General features: G+C 43.9%; 14 protein-coding genes. All 14 read left to right on the top strand.

All coding sequences use genetic code 11. From position 1 onward, the window contains the following. The first annotated feature begins 34 nt into the window (after nt 1-34). The 14 genes from PJDR2_RS28970 to PJDR2_RS28905 all read left to right on the top strand — a co-directional run bounded on the left by PJDR2_RS28970 (nt 35) and on the right by PJDR2_RS28905 (nt 15,276). Entirely contained in the window at nt 35-1,792 is a 1,758-nt protein-coding gene (locus tag PJDR2_RS28970; protein ID WP_015847299.1) for a glycosyltransferase family 4 protein, read from the top strand. Nucleotides 1,793-1,857: 65 nt separating this feature from the next. After that, nucleotides 1,858-2,853, top strand: coding sequence for a CatB-related O-acetyltransferase (locus tag PJDR2_RS33785; RefSeq protein WP_015847298.1), 996 nt, complete (start codon nt 1,858-1,860; stop codon nt 2,851-2,853). A 62-nt stretch (nt 2,854-2,915) separates the two neighbouring features. Beyond that, entirely contained in the window at nt 2,916-4,034 is a 1,119-nt protein-coding gene (locus tag PJDR2_RS32655) for a glycosyltransferase family 4 protein (protein ID WP_015847297.1), read from the top strand. A gap of 13 nt (nt 4,035-4,047) precedes the next feature. After that, nucleotides 4,048-4,842, top strand: a complete 795-nt coding sequence (locus PJDR2_RS28955) for an FkbM family methyltransferase (RefSeq protein WP_015847296.1) — start codon at nt 4,048-4,050, stop codon at nt 4,840-4,842. A gap of 54 nt (nt 4,843-4,896) precedes the next feature. Beyond that, on the top strand, nt 4,897-5,922 hold the full coding sequence (gene galE, locus PJDR2_RS28950) for a UDP-glucose 4-epimerase GalE (RefSeq protein ID WP_015847295.1): 1,026 nt from the start codon (nt 4,897-4,899) through the stop codon (nt 5,920-5,922). 226 nt (nt 5,923-6,148) lie between these two features. Next, a complete protein-coding gene (locus PJDR2_RS28945; RefSeq protein WP_015847294.1) occupies nt 6,149-6,571 on the top strand; it encodes a flagellar protein FlaG in 423 nt (140 codons plus the stop codon). Nucleotides 6,572-6,589: 18 nt separating this feature from the next. Then, nucleotides 6,590-8,368 carry a flagellar filament capping protein FliD gene (fliD, locus tag PJDR2_RS28940; protein ID WP_015847293.1) on the top strand — a complete coding sequence of 593 codons (1,779 nt, stop codon included), beginning with the start codon at nt 6,590-6,592 and terminating at the stop codon, nt 8,366-8,368. A gap of 14 nt (nt 8,369-8,382) precedes the next feature. After that, nucleotides 8,383-8,808, top strand: coding sequence for a flagellar export chaperone FliS (gene fliS, locus PJDR2_RS28935; RefSeq protein WP_015847292.1), 426 nt, complete (start codon nt 8,383-8,385; stop codon nt 8,806-8,808). Further along, the gene (locus PJDR2_RS28930; protein WP_015847291.1) at nt 8,768-9,106 is read left to right on the top strand and encodes a hypothetical protein; all 339 of its coding nucleotides are present in this window, start codon (nt 8,768-8,770) and stop codon (nt 9,104-9,106) included. Before fliS ends, PJDR2_RS28930 begins: the two co-directional genes overlap by 41 nt. Before the next feature lie 141 nt (nt 9,107-9,247). Continuing rightward, on the top strand, nt 9,248-9,445 hold the full coding sequence (locus PJDR2_RS28925) for a cold-shock protein (RefSeq protein WP_015847290.1): 198 nt from the start codon (nt 9,248-9,250) through the stop codon (nt 9,443-9,445). Nucleotides 9,446-9,706: 261 nt separating this feature from the next. Next, on the top strand, nt 9,707-10,255 hold the full coding sequence (gene hpf, locus PJDR2_RS28920; protein ID WP_015847289.1) for a ribosome hibernation-promoting factor, HPF/YfiA family: 549 nt from the start codon (nt 9,707-9,709) through the stop codon (nt 10,253-10,255). A gap of 194 nt (nt 10,256-10,449) precedes the next feature. Next, nucleotides 10,450-12,957 carry a preprotein translocase subunit SecA gene (secA, locus tag PJDR2_RS28915; protein ID WP_015847288.1) on the top strand — a complete coding sequence of 836 codons (2,508 nt, stop codon included), beginning with the start codon at nt 10,450-10,452 and terminating at the stop codon, nt 12,955-12,957. A 146-nt stretch (nt 12,958-13,103) separates the two neighbouring features. Continuing rightward, nucleotides 13,104-14,211 (top strand): peptide chain release factor 2 gene (prfB, locus tag PJDR2_RS28910; protein WP_015847287.1). Its coding sequence is split into 2 segments (ribosomal slippage): nt 13,104-13,175 and nt 13,177-14,211, totalling 1,107 coding nucleotides; the frame shifts between segments, so codons are not numbered across the junction. 165 nt (nt 14,212-14,376) lie between these two features. Then, nucleotides 14,377-15,276, top strand: a complete 900-nt coding sequence (locus PJDR2_RS28905) for a YitT family protein (RefSeq protein WP_015847286.1) — start codon at nt 14,377-14,379, stop codon at nt 15,274-15,276. Nucleotides 15,277-15,415: the final 139 nt, after the last annotated feature.

Raw genomic sequence — 15,415 nt, 5'->3', positions numbered from 1 at the left:
ATTGCTGAAATTTGAATAGAAAGAAGTTGCTTCTATGCTAAGAGAGTCCATTCAAAAACTGAGGTCGCAGGAATATATTGACCGCGTAAAGCGCCTTATATGGGCTGAAAAACAACAGCTTAATAAAAAAACAAACTCCAGAAATAAACAAGAGCCAATACATGTTGTATATGTATTAAATCATGTTGGTGTTTGTGGTGGGGTCAAAATTATTTTTGAACATGCGAATGGATTGCAAAAACTCGGAGCCCGAGTGACCTTGGTGTCTCATTTTCCTAAGCCCGATTGGTTTCCTATAGAAACTGATTATATATGTGTTCCCTTTGAAATCGAATTAGCAAATGGTATTCCAGATTGCGATGTAATTGTTGCGACTTACTGGGAACACGTTAACGCATGTGTGGGAATGGGAATTGCACCTGTCGTTTATTTTGAACAAGGCGATTTCCATCTTTTTGAGGATGAAGGTGTTTCTAAAGAAATCTCAGTGATTGTTAAAAAACAATATCAAATGCCAGCCTATATTCTTGCTGTGTCTGGACAAATCTCTAAAATCATTCACCAAAAATATGAGCGGCAATCTACTGTGTGTCAAAATGCACTAAACAGCTCTTTATTTTATGGTAAAAAGACAGAAGCAACTAAAAAATCAATGATCATAGTTGGAAGTGAACAAGCCGCTTTTAAAGGGATCAAAGATTTGAAAGCTGTATATAAAGCTGTACTTTCAAAAGGCTATGATATTGAGCTGATTTGGATAACCCAACACCAGCCTGCTGAACCGCTTGGAAGAGTGTATGTTAGCCCATCTCAAGAACAGATAGCAGATCTGTATAGGGAGGCATTTGTCTATGTCTCAGGTTCTTATTATGAATCATTTCCACTCCCCCCTCTTGAAGCAATGGCATGTGGTACTCCAGTTGTCACAACTGAAAATGTTGGCGTAATGGAGTATGCAGAGGATGAGTACAATTGTCTAATTGCTCAGATAGGCGACATAGAGAAATTGACAGATAACATAGTGAGGCTGCTAGAGGATCAAGAGCTATATAGAGAGCTACAAGAAAACGGGTATCATACGAGCTCGAATTACGAATGGAATGCTATCTTAACGGAACTGTTGAATTATTATGAAGAGATTGCAGATTATGAGGTAGCTCCATTATATTCAAATGAGCACGACTGGAACAGAGTTTATGGTGGTACATTTCTTGCAGATAAGAATACCATTTTAAAAATAGATCGATTTTTATCCCATTCAATGGCTAATGAAGTTTTTATTCCGGTGGAATATGAGTTTATTCCTGGGATCTCAGTCGTAAGGTGGGAAATGTGGGCCAGCAGGAAAAGTCATATCGATAACGGCTATTCGGACAAACTCTACGTCAGAGTGAAGGGCCTTGGTCAACCTAAGGACGATAAATATAAAGAAATAGCAGATTTGTTTTTGATTAAGAAATACAAGGAAGCTCTTTATTTACTAAAGGACAAATTGCAAAGTATTTCATCGGATTCTATGGAGTATCCGATTTGTGTCCGATGGATTGTGCTGTGTTATATCGAGCTGGAGCTTGATAGTCAAGCACTGGCTTTATTGGAAAGTACGTTGCCCAACCATATGTTAAACACAGATTTAGTCTATTTATATGGAACGGTTCTTCAATTAATGGGAAATAGTGAGATGGCAAAGCAAGCCTATGATTATTGTCTTTATATCCAGGATGCGGCTTACTATCCAGAATACTTTGGTAACTTAAGAGAAAGAATTCTATTAACAAAAGATGAATTATAGTTTTGCTGGTAAAAGATCTAGGATTTTTAATTAGGAATCTTTTATGTGAAAGGATACTATATAAATTGATTACATTAAGAAACCTTGTAGCATCAACCGAAAACGCTATACTTTCCTATGATAGTCCACCCAATCGGAATTTTAGTTATGGAACAATTGGGAGATATAGTTATATTAATGAAATGACAGTTTATATGTTACACGGGGTTAAGAATGCAAACTTACAGATAGGAAATTTCTGTTCAATTGGATATCAAATTACTTCAATTCTTAATTTAGTTCATGACTATAAATCAGTGACAACATCTTACGCTCCGATTTTTAATTTCAATTTTTATGAAAAAAAGATGGAACAAAAGTATGAAATTCTTATTGGCAATGATGTATGGATTGGTAACAACGCAATCATTTTACCCGGTGTAAAAATCGGAGATGGGGCTGTTATTGCGGCAGGGGCTGTTGTTACAAAAGATGTTCCTGCTTATGCAATCGTAGCCGGTAACCCTGCTAGAATAATAAAGTATCGATTTAAAGAAGAACAAATAGAAAAACTATTAAAAATTAAATGGTGGAATTGGCCTAATGAGAAGATTCAACAATACAGAGAGTATTTCTCGTTAGAAATTGAAAATTTTGTTGATAGATTTTATTTACAGGAGCGACATATACCGAGCTTAGCTTTACAACTGAAATCAACTTCTGTGTTATTTTATCCTGATTTTGATGACCCTTATCCATTATGGGAAATGGTTATTGAGGAATTTATTGAAAAATTTTCTGCCAAAGATGACATAACATTGGTTTTAAGAATTGAAGATAATACCGAATTTTACACACAGTTGAATGCTATAAAAGGGCTTCTTGCTTCACATGAGGAGGACCTGCCAGATATACTAGTATTAAATGATAAAATCAAGGAAGAGAGTAGTATATTCCAAGAAATCAATTTTTATATTACAAGTAGGAGTGAAAATACGATTTTTCATATGGGAATTGCAAATGATTTTAATGTGAAAATTCTGTCTGGTGTTAATATTCCTGTATTTAATTTCAGTTTATAAAGCTTTAGCCAAGTTTGAATATGGCTGTTATCCATAAGGGGTGATTTATACTGAAGATATTAATGTATTCATTTGATCTACATCCTTGCCCTGGCGGTGTCAACACTTTTGTTTATCAATTGATGGGTGGACTACGCCGACGTGGGCACATAGTTGACTTCTTGTGCTCCTCACATATTAAATTCTTACCAAAGTCAGTTCAGGAGGATATTAATCGATATCGTCAAAGTATTCTTCAATTCCCCCGAGCCGTTAGAAATATAGAATTGTTAAAGTATTCCAATAAATTATTGGCGCAACACATTGACATGACTAATTATGATGTGATTCATTCCAATAACGCACTATCAAGCTACGTTTCAAGCTCGATTGCACCCTCCATACCATTATTAGGTACAATACACGGTGTTTATAAACAAGAAGGACTTTTAAATGGATCGGTATCCTCCAAAGAGGAGGAAGAGTGGTTGCGATCATATGATCAAATGGCAGTTCAGTGTCCAACACTTGTGCATACAGTGTCTCATGCAATCACCGAGTTAATGCCGGAAATTGCATTATCAAAGCATGTTGTTGTTCATAACGGGGTGTATCCAGATCAGTTTCAACCTAATTTTCGTATCAATAGTCCTCTGCGAATAGCAGGGGCTGGCCATTTTAATCGTCTGAAAGGATATGATCTGTTACTCAAGGCATTGGCTTTATTAAATGGACAAGATATAGGAGAGTTCGAGGTTGTACTTTATGGTGACGGACCCCAGAGGGCTGCGCTCGAAGCTGAATCAAAAATATTAAAGCTTCCGGTTACTTTTCGTGGGAATTTACCATCTAAACAATTACATGCGGAGCTAGCAGATTATGATATATTTGTCCATCCGTCGAGAATGGAGAGCTTTGGTTTATCAGTAACGGAAGCGTTGGCAAGTGGCTGTGCTGTAATTTGTAGTGATGTCGGAGGATTAAAAGAACAAGTAATTAATGGTGAGAATGGTTTACTCTTTGAGTTAGAAAACGTGTATGAATTAGCTCATTCAATTCGTTGTTTGGCTACAGATACTGAATTACGCCAACGTTTGCGTCGTCGGGCTGTCGAAACGGTTCGTGAAAAGTTTTCCTTTGATAATATTGTGGTAATGTTTGAACAAGCTTATAAAAAAACAATTCAAAATCATCTTTTTTAAAGAGGAGATACACATGAGAGGATGCTATATTGGTAATAATCGAGTTTTGGTGCACTTAACATGGGGTGGAAAGATGATTGTCAATTCAAATGACCTAAGTCTCGCACCAGACCTTATCATTCATGGTGTATATGATGTGCCATTGACCAATTACATTTTGAAAAACTTAAAGCGTGGTCAAGTTTTTGTAGATGTAGGAGCAAATATGGGGCTATTTACGATATTGGCTGGATATTTGGTTGGGAAGGAAGGCTATGTAGTTGCGTTTGAAGCAAACGTTAAGCATTATGAGATCATCAGAGAAAACCTCGCAATGAACTATTTAACTGAACAAACTCTTGTTTTTAATGCAGCCGTATATTCAGAAGAGACTAAATTGACATTCCATGCAACAGAGAAGTTTATGGGGAATGGATCTTTGATTGAACATGATGAAAATTATAAGAACCGTTATCACGTTGATACTTATAGTAGTTATGAGGTGGACGCAGTTGCCCTTGATCCGTTGTTTACAGATGTAGAGTATATCGATCTCGTAAAAATAGATATCGAGGGAGGGGAATATCATGCCTTTCTAGGTCTTGAAGAATCTCTGCGTACTAGGAAAGTAGGCACCGTAATTTTTGAATTGAACAAACAAATGTTACGAAACAAGTGGTTTACATTTATGAATCGATTAATGGAGTGTCGTGATGATTATGGTTATAAATTTTTTATTTTAGACCAAAAAGGAGAAACTATCCCGACCGACATCGACAACTTGTTCATGCAGGATGAGGTACATGCGGTTGTGATGTCAATCAAATAACGAAGTGTGATATCTCAAAAAACGTAGAGATCTTTCAGCATGGAGGAACTGCTAATGGTAATACTAGTAACTGGTGGGGCAGGTTATATTGGTAGCCATACCTGTCTCGAGTTGATAAATGCCGGTTATGAGTTAATAGTTTTAGATAATTTTTCAAATAGCAATATTGTTCCTCTACATCGAATATATGAGATCACTGGTAAGCATATAAAATTTTATCATGCAGACTTATTAAATAAGAATAGTATTGAAAAGATTTTTATGGAGAACAAGATTGATGCAGTTATACATCTAGCTGGATACAAATCAGTCGGACAGTCAGTACAATCTCCCTTGAGTTATTATCATAACAACGTTACAGGAACTCTTTTTCTTTGTCAAACTATGCAGAAATTTAATGTGACGAAGATGGTATTTAGTTCTTCTGCTACAGTATATTCCATTAATGAAGGAGCAATATCGGAGGACGCGCAACTTGGATCTTCTAATCCTTATGGGCGTACTAAGCTTATGATTGAGGAGATTTTAAAGGATCTATATGTCTCGGATAATAATTGGAGTATTTCGATTTTAAGATACTTTAATCCAGTGGGTGCTCACTCAAGCGGTCGACTCGGTGAGGAGTCCAACGGTATTCCAAATAATTTAATGCCCTATATTACTCAAGTAGCGATAGGAAAACTTGAACAACTTCAGATATTTGGTGGCGATTACCCAACTCCTGACGGAACAGGGATTAGAGACTATATTCACGTGATGGACTTAGCAGCAGGGCATATTAGGGCAATTGAGAGAGTAATGACATCTACTGGTGTCAAGGCGTACAATCTTGGGACAGGTAATGGTTATAGTGTCATGGAGATGATCATTATGTTTTCACAAGTATCGGGTAGAAAGATTCCATATACGATTGTTGATCGAAGACCAGGTGACGTTGCAGTATGTTACGCCGATCCATCTATGGCTAAAAGGGAATTATTTTGGGAAGCGGAAAGAGGAATCGAAGAGATGTGTGAGGATGCTTGGCGATGGCAGTTAATAAATCCGAGTGGTTATAAAGAAATAGTTAGAAAAATATAAAAGCAATAGAGATATAAGTGCTGAGTCTCCCTATAAATTAGAGGACCCGGCATTTTTGACGTTTATGGCAGGTTAATAGAAGTATTAGAGATTAAGTTTTTAGTGGACTAGGTTATCTATTGTCTCTCATTTTATCCCCATTACCTTGATTGAGCCTATAATATTTCCATTTTATTGTGCCGATATAATAAGTAATAAACATCAATCTGGCAGGAGGAAAATTCGGATGAGTTCAAATCTTTCTATCTCAGGGTCGAATTTTCCATCGGAACGAATTCCAGCATCGGATGCACCAAAGACTCCTAGCAAAGAAGTGTATGCGGAAACTTCGGTACAGATGGAAGCAGCTGTTCAAGGATCACGATCCTATACCAGCTTTGAAGATGTGAAGATAGCTGAGCTGCAGGGCGAGAAGATTAGCGTTGGAGAGCAGCAGTTATTCAAAAATATTGAGCAGGCCGTTAAGGCTATGCGCGGAAGACCAACGGAACTGCAATTTGACGTACACAAACAAACCCATCTTGTCGCAGTAAAGGTGAAGGATAAAGAAACGGGCGAAGTATTAAGAGAGATCCCGCCGGAGAAGTCTCTGGACTTTATCGCAAAACTATGGGAAATGGCAGGCTTAATTGTTGACGAGAAACGGTAACGATCAGGAGGGATAAGAGTGAGTACTTTACGTGTAACCGGGTTAGCATCGGGTATCGATTACGAGAGCATGATTAAACAGATCATGGATGCCCAGCGCGTACCACTAGACAAGCTCAACCAGAAGAAGCAGATTAACCAGTGGAAGCAGGACGATTATAGGGCGATTAACAACAAGGTTCTGGATTTTAAAAATGCCGCATTCGATATGAAGCTGCAATCCGCTTACTTGACGAAAACTGCTTCTTCCTCGAATACAAATGTAGCGACGGTAACAGGAACGGCAACGGCGATTGAAGGATCGTATTCCCTGCAGGTTGAACAGCTGGCTAAGTCCGCTACGCTTAAGAGCGGAACTTTGACGGGCGCAACCATCGGGAAGGATACGACGATTAGCGTCAATGGTGTTGACGTTGAGGTTAAGAGCGAGGATACTTATCAGGATCTTGCTAATAAAATCAACGCGCAGTCCGTAAAAACAGGTGTAAAGGTAGCCTATGACTCTACTTTGAAGACAATGTTCTTCTCTTCTTCCAAAACAGGCGCGGCTGCGGATATTGACCTTAGAGGCGCGGATGTAGGTAGCATTTTAGGCCTGACTACAAGCACAACGGCTGCAACTACAACGGGAACGGAGAAGCTGGCATCGGATACTTCTTTAGCTTCTTTTGCAGGCAAAGCTTTCTCCCTGAAAATCGGTGGCAAAGAGTACAAGGTTGATCTTACGGACAAATCCACCGTTGGAGATCTGGTTTCAAAGATGAATGATTCCCTTAAGAATACAGGTGTTTCTTTATCTTTGAATTCTACTGGCAATCTGGTTATTGATAATCCGGATAAAAGTAAAACGATTGATTTTACTACAGGTTCCGACGCTGGTGTAGTAGGTGCTCTTGGTTTGACAGGCGCTACGCCTACTGATACAGCACCTTCTATTTATACGCAAGGCCAAAACGCTAAAGTAAAGTTCAACGGAGTAGAGGGCGAATACGACTCAAATACTTTCACCATCGCCGGCCTCAGCATTACGGCTAAATCGGAAGGGTCCGATGTAACGAACATTGGCGTTACGCAAGACGTTGATTCTGTTTTTAACAAGATCAAAACCTTCGTAGATAAGTACAATGACCTGATCAGCTCGATCAACTCGGAATTGTCGGAAGAGAAATATCGCGACTACACTCCGCTGACTGATGCTCAGAAGAAAGAAATGACCGACGATCAGATTAAGCAATGGGAAGAAAAAGCAAAAAGTGGTATGCTTGCTAATGATTCCGTTCTTACATCAAGCCTGTATTCGATGAGACAGGCCTTGTCTTCCTCAATTAGCGGCTTGGCATCCGGACAATTGAAGAATCTGTCCGATATAGGGATTTCGAGTTCGTTAATTAGCGGAACGTCCGTTAGCGGCAGCTATTTGGATAAAGGCAAGCTGTACATTGACGAGACAAAGCTCAAACAAATGATTTCGGAGAAGCCGGATGAAGTAATGGCTTTGTTCACTGCAGACGATAAGGATAGCAAGACGACTGCGGGAGACGGTGTTGCCACTCGGCTGTACAATCAGGCGAGCTCCATTTTTAGTCAAATTGTTGATAAAGCGGGAACAAGCACATCCGTCAAAAACACTTATATACTCGGAAAAGAATCATTAGAATACGATAAGCAAATCTCGGCTCTCCAGACCCGTCTCGACGATATGGAGACCCGTTATTACAATCAATTCACCCAGATGGAAACCTACATCAGTCAGATGAATTCACGCAGCTCAAGCCTTGCATCGCTGCTTGGTTCCTAGGAGGCTAATAACCCATGCAATACCAACCGCGCAATCCATACATGCAGACATCGGTTCAGACGGCTAATCCGGCTGCTTTGCTTATCATGCTTTACGACGGGGCGATTCGTTTCTGCCGTCAGGGCATTGAGGCTCTCAAAGAGCAGCGGAATGCGGATGCGCATACGAGTCTCATGAAGACGCAGGAAATCATTAGCGAGTTCATTATTACCCTGGACCGTTCGAACCCGGTATCGGAAAGCTTGCTGCTGCTTTACGATTATTTCAACCATCGGTTAATCGAAGCCAATACCCGGAAGGATGCCGAACCGGCCGAAGAAGTGCTTGGGCACTTAATAGATCTGAAGGCAACGTGGGTGGAAGCGGCCAAGCAAGTCAATCAAATGGCGGGACAAGCTAATGGAAGCTCTTTTACAGCGACTCATTCTACTGTCGTCTAATTTGGTTGAGCGGTTGGACAGCGCCGATATGGAACAGTTCGACGAATACATGCAGCAGCGGGAAGAACTGTTCCTGGAACTGGAGCAGCTGGTTGTCCCGGCGGAGCAAATGGCCGTGCTCCGGCTGGAAGCCGACCGGTTAATTTCCATCGAGTCCGTTATCGTTGCGAGAATGGTTATCCTTCGTGACGAAGCAAGGCAGCAGTGGGATAAAATCCAGCAGGGACGCCGTTCCCAAGCTAGATACGACTCCGCTTACGGCGGCGGAGACAGCCTCTTTTTTGATACGAAAAGGTAGTCTTCAGGGATGTCTAAAAAAAATGTATTCGCTTACAAGGAAATATTGACAATAGTGTGTCACTGGTGGTATATTCGACTTGTGGGCCATAACATAACTTAGACGCCTCACAGTATTTGAAGATGAAGGGACTGTTTATGTATGCAAGGTAAAGTTAAATGGTTTAACGCAGAGAAAGGTTATGGATTTATCGAGACTGAACAAGGCGGCGACGTATTCGTTCATTTCTCCGCAATCCAAGCCGAAGGCTTCAAAACACTCGAAGAAGGCCAAGCGGTTGAATTCGACATCGTAGAAGGCGCTCGCGGTCCACAAGCTGCAAACGTAGTCAAACTGTAATCATCTAGGCTGACTCATTCAGCCACATTATATGGTTCGATTGACAAGTGCCTATTCTAAGCTCCGGGAAACCGGGGCTTTTCATTTTTATAGCCCCTTTTTCAACTGTCATGATCCATAGCTTATCCGCATATTAATGAAGAAACAGATTCAGGCCGATCCTCCGAAAATATTATCTGAAAATTCATAATAAATAAAAAACTATTTTGAAATAGGCGCTGGCATATGTTATAATAAGAACACGTAAAGGAGGAATGCCCCATGAAATACATCATTCGAGGTCATCGTATTCAAGTGACAGAAGCTTTACGAGAGTATGCTGTGAAGAAGATCAGTCGATTGGAAAAGTATTTTGAAGCTCCTGCCTCCGAAACAACCGTCACGTTGTCTGTTACCAAAGGCAAACATGCGGTGGAAGTAACAATCCCGCTGGTCGGCGTTATGCTGAGGGCGGAAGATAAGAGTGAGGACATGTATTCCTCCATTGATGTTGTGGTGGACAAACTGGAACGTCAAATTCGCAAACATAAGACTAAGATGAACCGTAAGTTCAGGCATGAAAGCGGCGTAAAAGCTCTGTTCAAGGAAGGCCTCAGCCAGACAGCCGTATCCGTTATGGATGAGGAAGATGAACTTGAGCTCGTTCGGACGAAGCGCTTCATGCTGAAGCCGATGGACGTTGAGGAAGCCATTTTGCAAATGAACATGGTAGGACATAACTTCTTTGTATTCTCCAATATTGATAATAAGGAAGTGAATGTTGTTTATAAACGCAGCGACGGGAAATATGGGCTGATCGAGCAAGAATAAAATCTGAAACCAGCAATTATTTCCGCATTCTTACTTATAAAATTGCCAATCACGGCCTTTTCTCCGACGGGGAAGAGGCCTTTTATATGAATGTATACCTGCTTATTGCTGGAAATGAACGCGATGCGTTGCGGGCGTCACGACAAACTGTTACAATTTAAGGCAAACAGGCGTATTTATGAAAGGGGAAGACCATGCTCGGACTAGTGAAAAAAATATTCGGTGATGCGAACGAGCGCGAGGTCAAGCGTCTCACGCGTACGGTAGAAGAAATTAACGGACTTGAGTCCAAGATATCGCCGCTGTCAGACGATGAGCTGCGTAATAAAACGGAAGAGTTCAAGGCACGCCTTGAGAAAGGCGAGGAGATTGACTCGATTCTGCCGGAAGCTTTCGCGGTTGTGCGCGAAGCGTCGAAGCGTACGCTTGGCATGCGCCATTTTGACGTACAGCTGATGGGTGGTATGGTACTGCACGAAGGCAAGATCGCAGAGATGAGAACCGGTGAAGGTAAAACGCTCGTTGCGACGCTTCCTACTTATCTGAATGCACTGCAAGGCAAAGGCGTACACGTTATTACGGTCAACGATTACCTTGCATCACGCGACAGCCAGATCATGGCTGAGCTTTATAATTTCCTTGGACTGACTGTCGGCTGTAACTTGCACGGCTTGACGCATGAAGAGAAGCAAGAGGCTTATGCTTGCGATATTACTTACGGAACCAATAATGAGTTCGGCTTTGACTATTTGCGCGATAACATGGTGCTCTACAAAGAGCAAATGGTTCAACGCCCGCTTTATTATGCAATCATAGACGAAGTGGACTCCATCCTGGTCGATGAGGCGCGTACGCCGCTGATCATCTCCGGACAAGCACAAAAATCGACGGAGCTGTATTATGCCGCAGACCGTTTCGTTACCCGTTTGAAGCAGGAAGAAGACTACACGGTCGACATCAAGCTTCGCAATGTTACGCTGACGGAAGCTGGCGTTGACAAGGCGGAGAAAGCATTCGGCATCGAGAACTTATTCGATCACGCGAACGTAACGCTGAACCACCACGTGCAACAAGCGCTCAAAGCCCATGTTATTATGCGTCGTGACGTTGATTACGTAGTTAATGAGGACGAAGTCGTTATCGTTGACGAATTCACCGGCCGGCTTATGGCTGGCCGCCGATATAGCGATGGTCTGCACCAAGCAATTGAAGCGAAAGAGCAGCTGAAGGTTCAGAACGAGAGCATGACGCTTGCAACGATTACGTTCCAGAACTACTTCCGTATGTACCGCAAGCTGTCCGGCATGACCGGTACGGCGAAGACGGAGGAAGAAGAGTTCAAACGGATCTACGGTCTTGAAGTAATTCAAATTCCGACGAACCGCTCGCTTATTCGTAAAGATATGCAGGACGTGGTCTACAAATCCGAGAACGGCAAGTTTAAAGCCGTTGTGGAAGAGATTGTAGAACGTCATAAAAATAATCAGCCTGTGCTTGTTGGTACGATCTCGATCGAGAACTCCGAGAGATTAGCCGAAATGCTGAAAAAACGCGGTGTTGCGCATAAAGTGCTAAACGCGAAGTTCCACGCGGAAGAAGCGGAAATTATTTCCCGCGCGGGTCAAGCGGGTTCGGTTACGATCGCAACGAATATGGCGGGACGCGGTACGGACATTTTGCTCGGAGAAGGTGTTCACGATGTGGGCGGCTTGCACATTATCGGTACGGAGCGTCATGAGAGCCGTCGTATCGACAACCAGCTGCGCGGTCGTGCCGGACGTCAAGGCGACCCGGGTTCCTCGCAGTTCTACCTCTCCCTGGAGGATGAGCTGATGCGCCGCTTTGGCGCGGAGAACATCATGGGCATGATGGACCGTCTGGGTCTTGAAGAAGACCAGCCGATCGAGAGCCGCCTGATTACTCGTGCCGTTGAGTCCGCTCAGAAGCGCGTAGAGGGCAGCAACTTCGATACCCGTAAAGTCGTCCTGCAATATGACGATGTCATGAACCAGCAGCGTGAAGTTATATACAAGCAGCGCCGTGACGTATTGTACTCGGAGAACATCCGCGAGATCGTTATGGAAATGATCGTGCCGGTCATCGAGCATGTGGTTGAAGCCCATACGGAAGGCGATATTCCGGAAGAGTGGGAACTGCAGGAAATTGCGGATTACGCGAACTCGAACCTTCTCCCTGACGAGACCTTCACGAAGGACGATCTGTGGGGCAAAGAGAAGGAAGATATTATCGAGCTTATCAAGGGTAAGGTTGTTGCTTATTATGATGAGCGCGAGGCTGAGCTTGGCGCCGAAACGATGCGTGAATTCGAGAAGGTTGTCGTATTGCGCGCGGTAGACAGCAAATGGATGGATCACATCGATGCGATGGATCAGCTCCGTCAAGGTATCCACCTCCGTGCATACGGCGGTACGGATCCGCTTCGCGAGTACCAATTCGAAGGCTTCGAGATGTTTAAGGAAATGATCTACAGCATCCAGGAAGAAGTCGCGAAGTACATCATGAAGGCACGCGTGGAGAGCAACCTGGAGCGTCAAGAGGTCGCACAAGGCCAGACGACGACCAATAGCCCTGCAGAAGCGGAGAAACGCCCTGCGAAGCGCGAAGAGCGTACGGGACGCAACGACCTTTGCCCATGCGGCAGCGGCAAGAAGTACAAAATGTGCCATGGCATGGGTAAGTAACACCTGACCTAAGCTATCCGCATAAGGTAACATACACGGTTAACGCGCCGGTCAGCCCTTAACGGGCGAACGGCGCGTTTTATGCGGTCTGCACGGATTTACCGTGGCCAGGCCGCGCATACTTAATTTTGAGGTGAAGCTACGCGATGATAGAAACAAACGTGAAACAGGATTTGCGTGAAGTGGCGAAGCGGCTCCAAGAACTCAGGGGGTCTCTTTGACTTAGATCTGAAGCTGGAGCATATCGCAAACTTTGAGGAGAAAATGACTGCCCCGGATTTCTGGGACGATAATACGAAAGCGCAGGGCATTATCTCGGAGCTGAATGCGATTAAGTCGGTCGTTGAGCATTATGAACGGCTGAATGCGGATTGCGAAGATCTACAGACATTGATTGAACTGGCTGATGAAGAAAGCGATGATTCGCTGGAGGCTGAAGTCATTGGAGGCATTGCTTCCCTGAACGAAAAGGTAAATGGCTTTGAATTGCAGCTGCTGCTGAATCAGCCTTACGATAAGCTGAATGCGATTCTCGAGCTTCATCCGGGTGCGGGAGGTACCGAGTCGCAGGACTGGGCGCAAATGCTGTACCGGATGTATACGCGCTGGGCCGAGAAGCGTGGTTTCAAGGTTGAGGTGCTGGATTATTTGGACGGCGATGAAGCGGGCATTAAGAGCGTAACGATAGCGGTCAAAGGTTATAATGCCTACGGCTATCTGAAAGCGGAGAAAGGCGTGCACCGTCTGGTTCGCATCTCGCCGTTCGACTCGTCCGGCCGCAGACATACCTCATTCGTATCCTGCGATGTGGTACCGGAGATTACGGAAGATATTGAAGTGGAGATCCGTACCGAGGATCTCAAGGTCGATACGTACCGCGCAAGCGGCGCCGGCGGCCAGCACGTCAACAAGACGGAATCTGCAATCCGGATTACGCATATTCCGACAGGGATTGTCGTAGCCTGCCAGCAGGAACGTTCTCAGATTCAGAACCGCGAGCGTGCGATGAACATGCTCCGTTCGAAGCTTTATGAACGCAAGATCGAAGAGCAGCAAAAGCATCTCGCCGAAATTCGCGGCGAGCAGTCGGATATCGCATGGGGCAGCCAGATTCGTTCGTACGTTTTCCATCCGTACAGCATGGTGAAGGATCACCGGACTTCGGTGGAAACAGGCAACGTTGGCGCTGTGATGGACGGCGACTTGGATGCATTTATCGACGGCTATTTGCGCAGTCAGATCCGTCACGACTAAGGAATCGGCAAGTTTATATGCATAGCTTTGGGGAAGAGCTCCAACACTTATAAAGGTTGGAACTCTTCTTTTTTGTGCGTTATGAGAATTACATACGATGGAAAGTCATGCGCAGCATGAATAACATAACAGAGGTTGACATACAGAGAGGCGGCATGGTGATCCATGGACAGCAAGAATAACGGGGTAAAAATTTCAAAACGCAATCGACGGCCGGCAGGCAGGAAAGCAACGCGGCTTGATGTCTTCTGGAGCTTTTTTCAGGTTATTATTGGCTCGTTTGTAGTAGCGCTCAGCTTTAATCTTTTCCTTGCTCCGAATGGAATCGCTTCCGGCGGCGTATCGGGCATATCGATCCTTGTGCATAAAACGCTTGGCATCACGCCGGCTTATACCCAATGGGCGCTCAATATTCCGCTCTTCCTGGCGGGGTTGTTCCTGCTCGGCAAACGGTTTGCGCTCAAAACCCTGCTTGGCACCATCGTGCTTCCTTTATTCGTCCTGCTTACGGCAGACTGGTCGCCTCCTACCGACAATATGCTGCTTGCGGCAATCTATGGCGGCATTGGCGTAGGAATCGGGCTTGGCATCGTATTCCGCGGGCGGGCTTCAACCGGAGGGCTTGATTTGGCCGCGCAGATCCTGCACCGTTACACCGGCATTCCGCTTGGGCTTGCCGTGGCATGCTTTGACGGATGCGTGATTGCGGCGTCGGGTATTTTTATTTCTCCGGAGGCGGCTTTGTATGCCTTGATCGGACTGTTCGTAACCAGCAAGACGATTGATATTATTCAGAGCGGCATTCCGCTGTCGAAGGTTGCTTTTATTATCAGCGATCATGCCGATCTGCTTGTGAATGCGATCCTGCATGACCTGGACCGTGGAGTTACGAAGCTGGACGCGCATGGCGGCTACACGAACGAGAAGCGTCAGGTGCTGATGGTCGTTGTCGGGCAGATGGAAGTAGCCAAGCTTAAGCAGCTGGTAAGAGCGGTGGATCCCGGTGCTTTCGTCATCATTAGCAACACGGCGGAGGTTGTGGGGCAGGGTTTCAAATCGGAATAAATTGTACGGAAAATGACATCTTTTTAACATTGTATTAATATGAATACGACTGTATAATAATACGAAACAACGTAATATTTCCATGTGAACCTGATTCATGTACAATATAGATTTAGATGATCTAGGTAGGTTGAATCCA

This window comes from Paenibacillus sp. JDR-2, from assembly GCF_000023585.1.
GTDB lineage: Bacteria > Bacillota > Bacilli > Paenibacillales > Paenibacillaceae > Pristimantibacillus.
Note: the sequence above shows the minus strand (reverse complement) of the source record. Positions and strands in the feature narration are given on the sequence as shown.

Excerpts from the sequence above, each read along its gene's own strand:
- PJDR2_RS32655 (WP_015847297.1), top strand. The coding sequence starts at position 2,916 with ATGTATTCATTTGATCTACATCCTTGCCCTGGCGGTGTCAACACTTTT.
- PJDR2_RS28945 (WP_015847294.1), top strand. The coding sequence starts at position 6,149 with ATGAGTTCAAATCTTTCTATCTCAGGGTCGAATTTTCCATCGGAACGA.
- secA (WP_015847288.1), top strand. The coding sequence starts at position 10,450 with ATGCTCGGACTAGTGAAAAAAATATTCGGTGATGCGAACGAGCGCGAG.
- PJDR2_RS28955 (WP_015847296.1), top strand. The coding sequence starts at position 4,048 with ATGAGAGGATGCTATATTGGTAATAATCGAGTTTTGGTGCACTTAACA.
- PJDR2_RS28970 (WP_015847299.1), top strand. The coding sequence starts at position 35 with ATGCTAAGAGAGTCCATTCAAAAACTGAGGTCGCAGGAATATATTGAC.
- PJDR2_RS28930 (WP_015847291.1), top strand. The coding sequence starts at position 8,768 with ATGGAAGCTCTTTTACAGCGACTCATTCTACTGTCGTCTAATTTGGTT.
- galE (WP_015847295.1), top strand. The coding sequence starts at position 4,897 with ATGGTAATACTAGTAACTGGTGGGGCAGGTTATATTGGTAGCCATACC.
- fliS (WP_015847292.1), top strand. The coding sequence starts at position 8,383 with ATGCAATACCAACCGCGCAATCCATACATGCAGACATCGGTTCAGACG.
- PJDR2_RS28925 (WP_015847290.1), top strand. The coding sequence starts at position 9,248 with ATGCAAGGTAAAGTTAAATGGTTTAACGCAGAGAAAGGTTATGGATTT.
- hpf (WP_015847289.1), top strand. The coding sequence starts at position 9,707 with ATGAAATACATCATTCGAGGTCATCGTATTCAAGTGACAGAAGCTTTA.
- PJDR2_RS28905 (WP_015847286.1), top strand. The coding sequence starts at position 14,377 with ATGGACAGCAAGAATAACGGGGTAAAAATTTCAAAACGCAATCGACGG.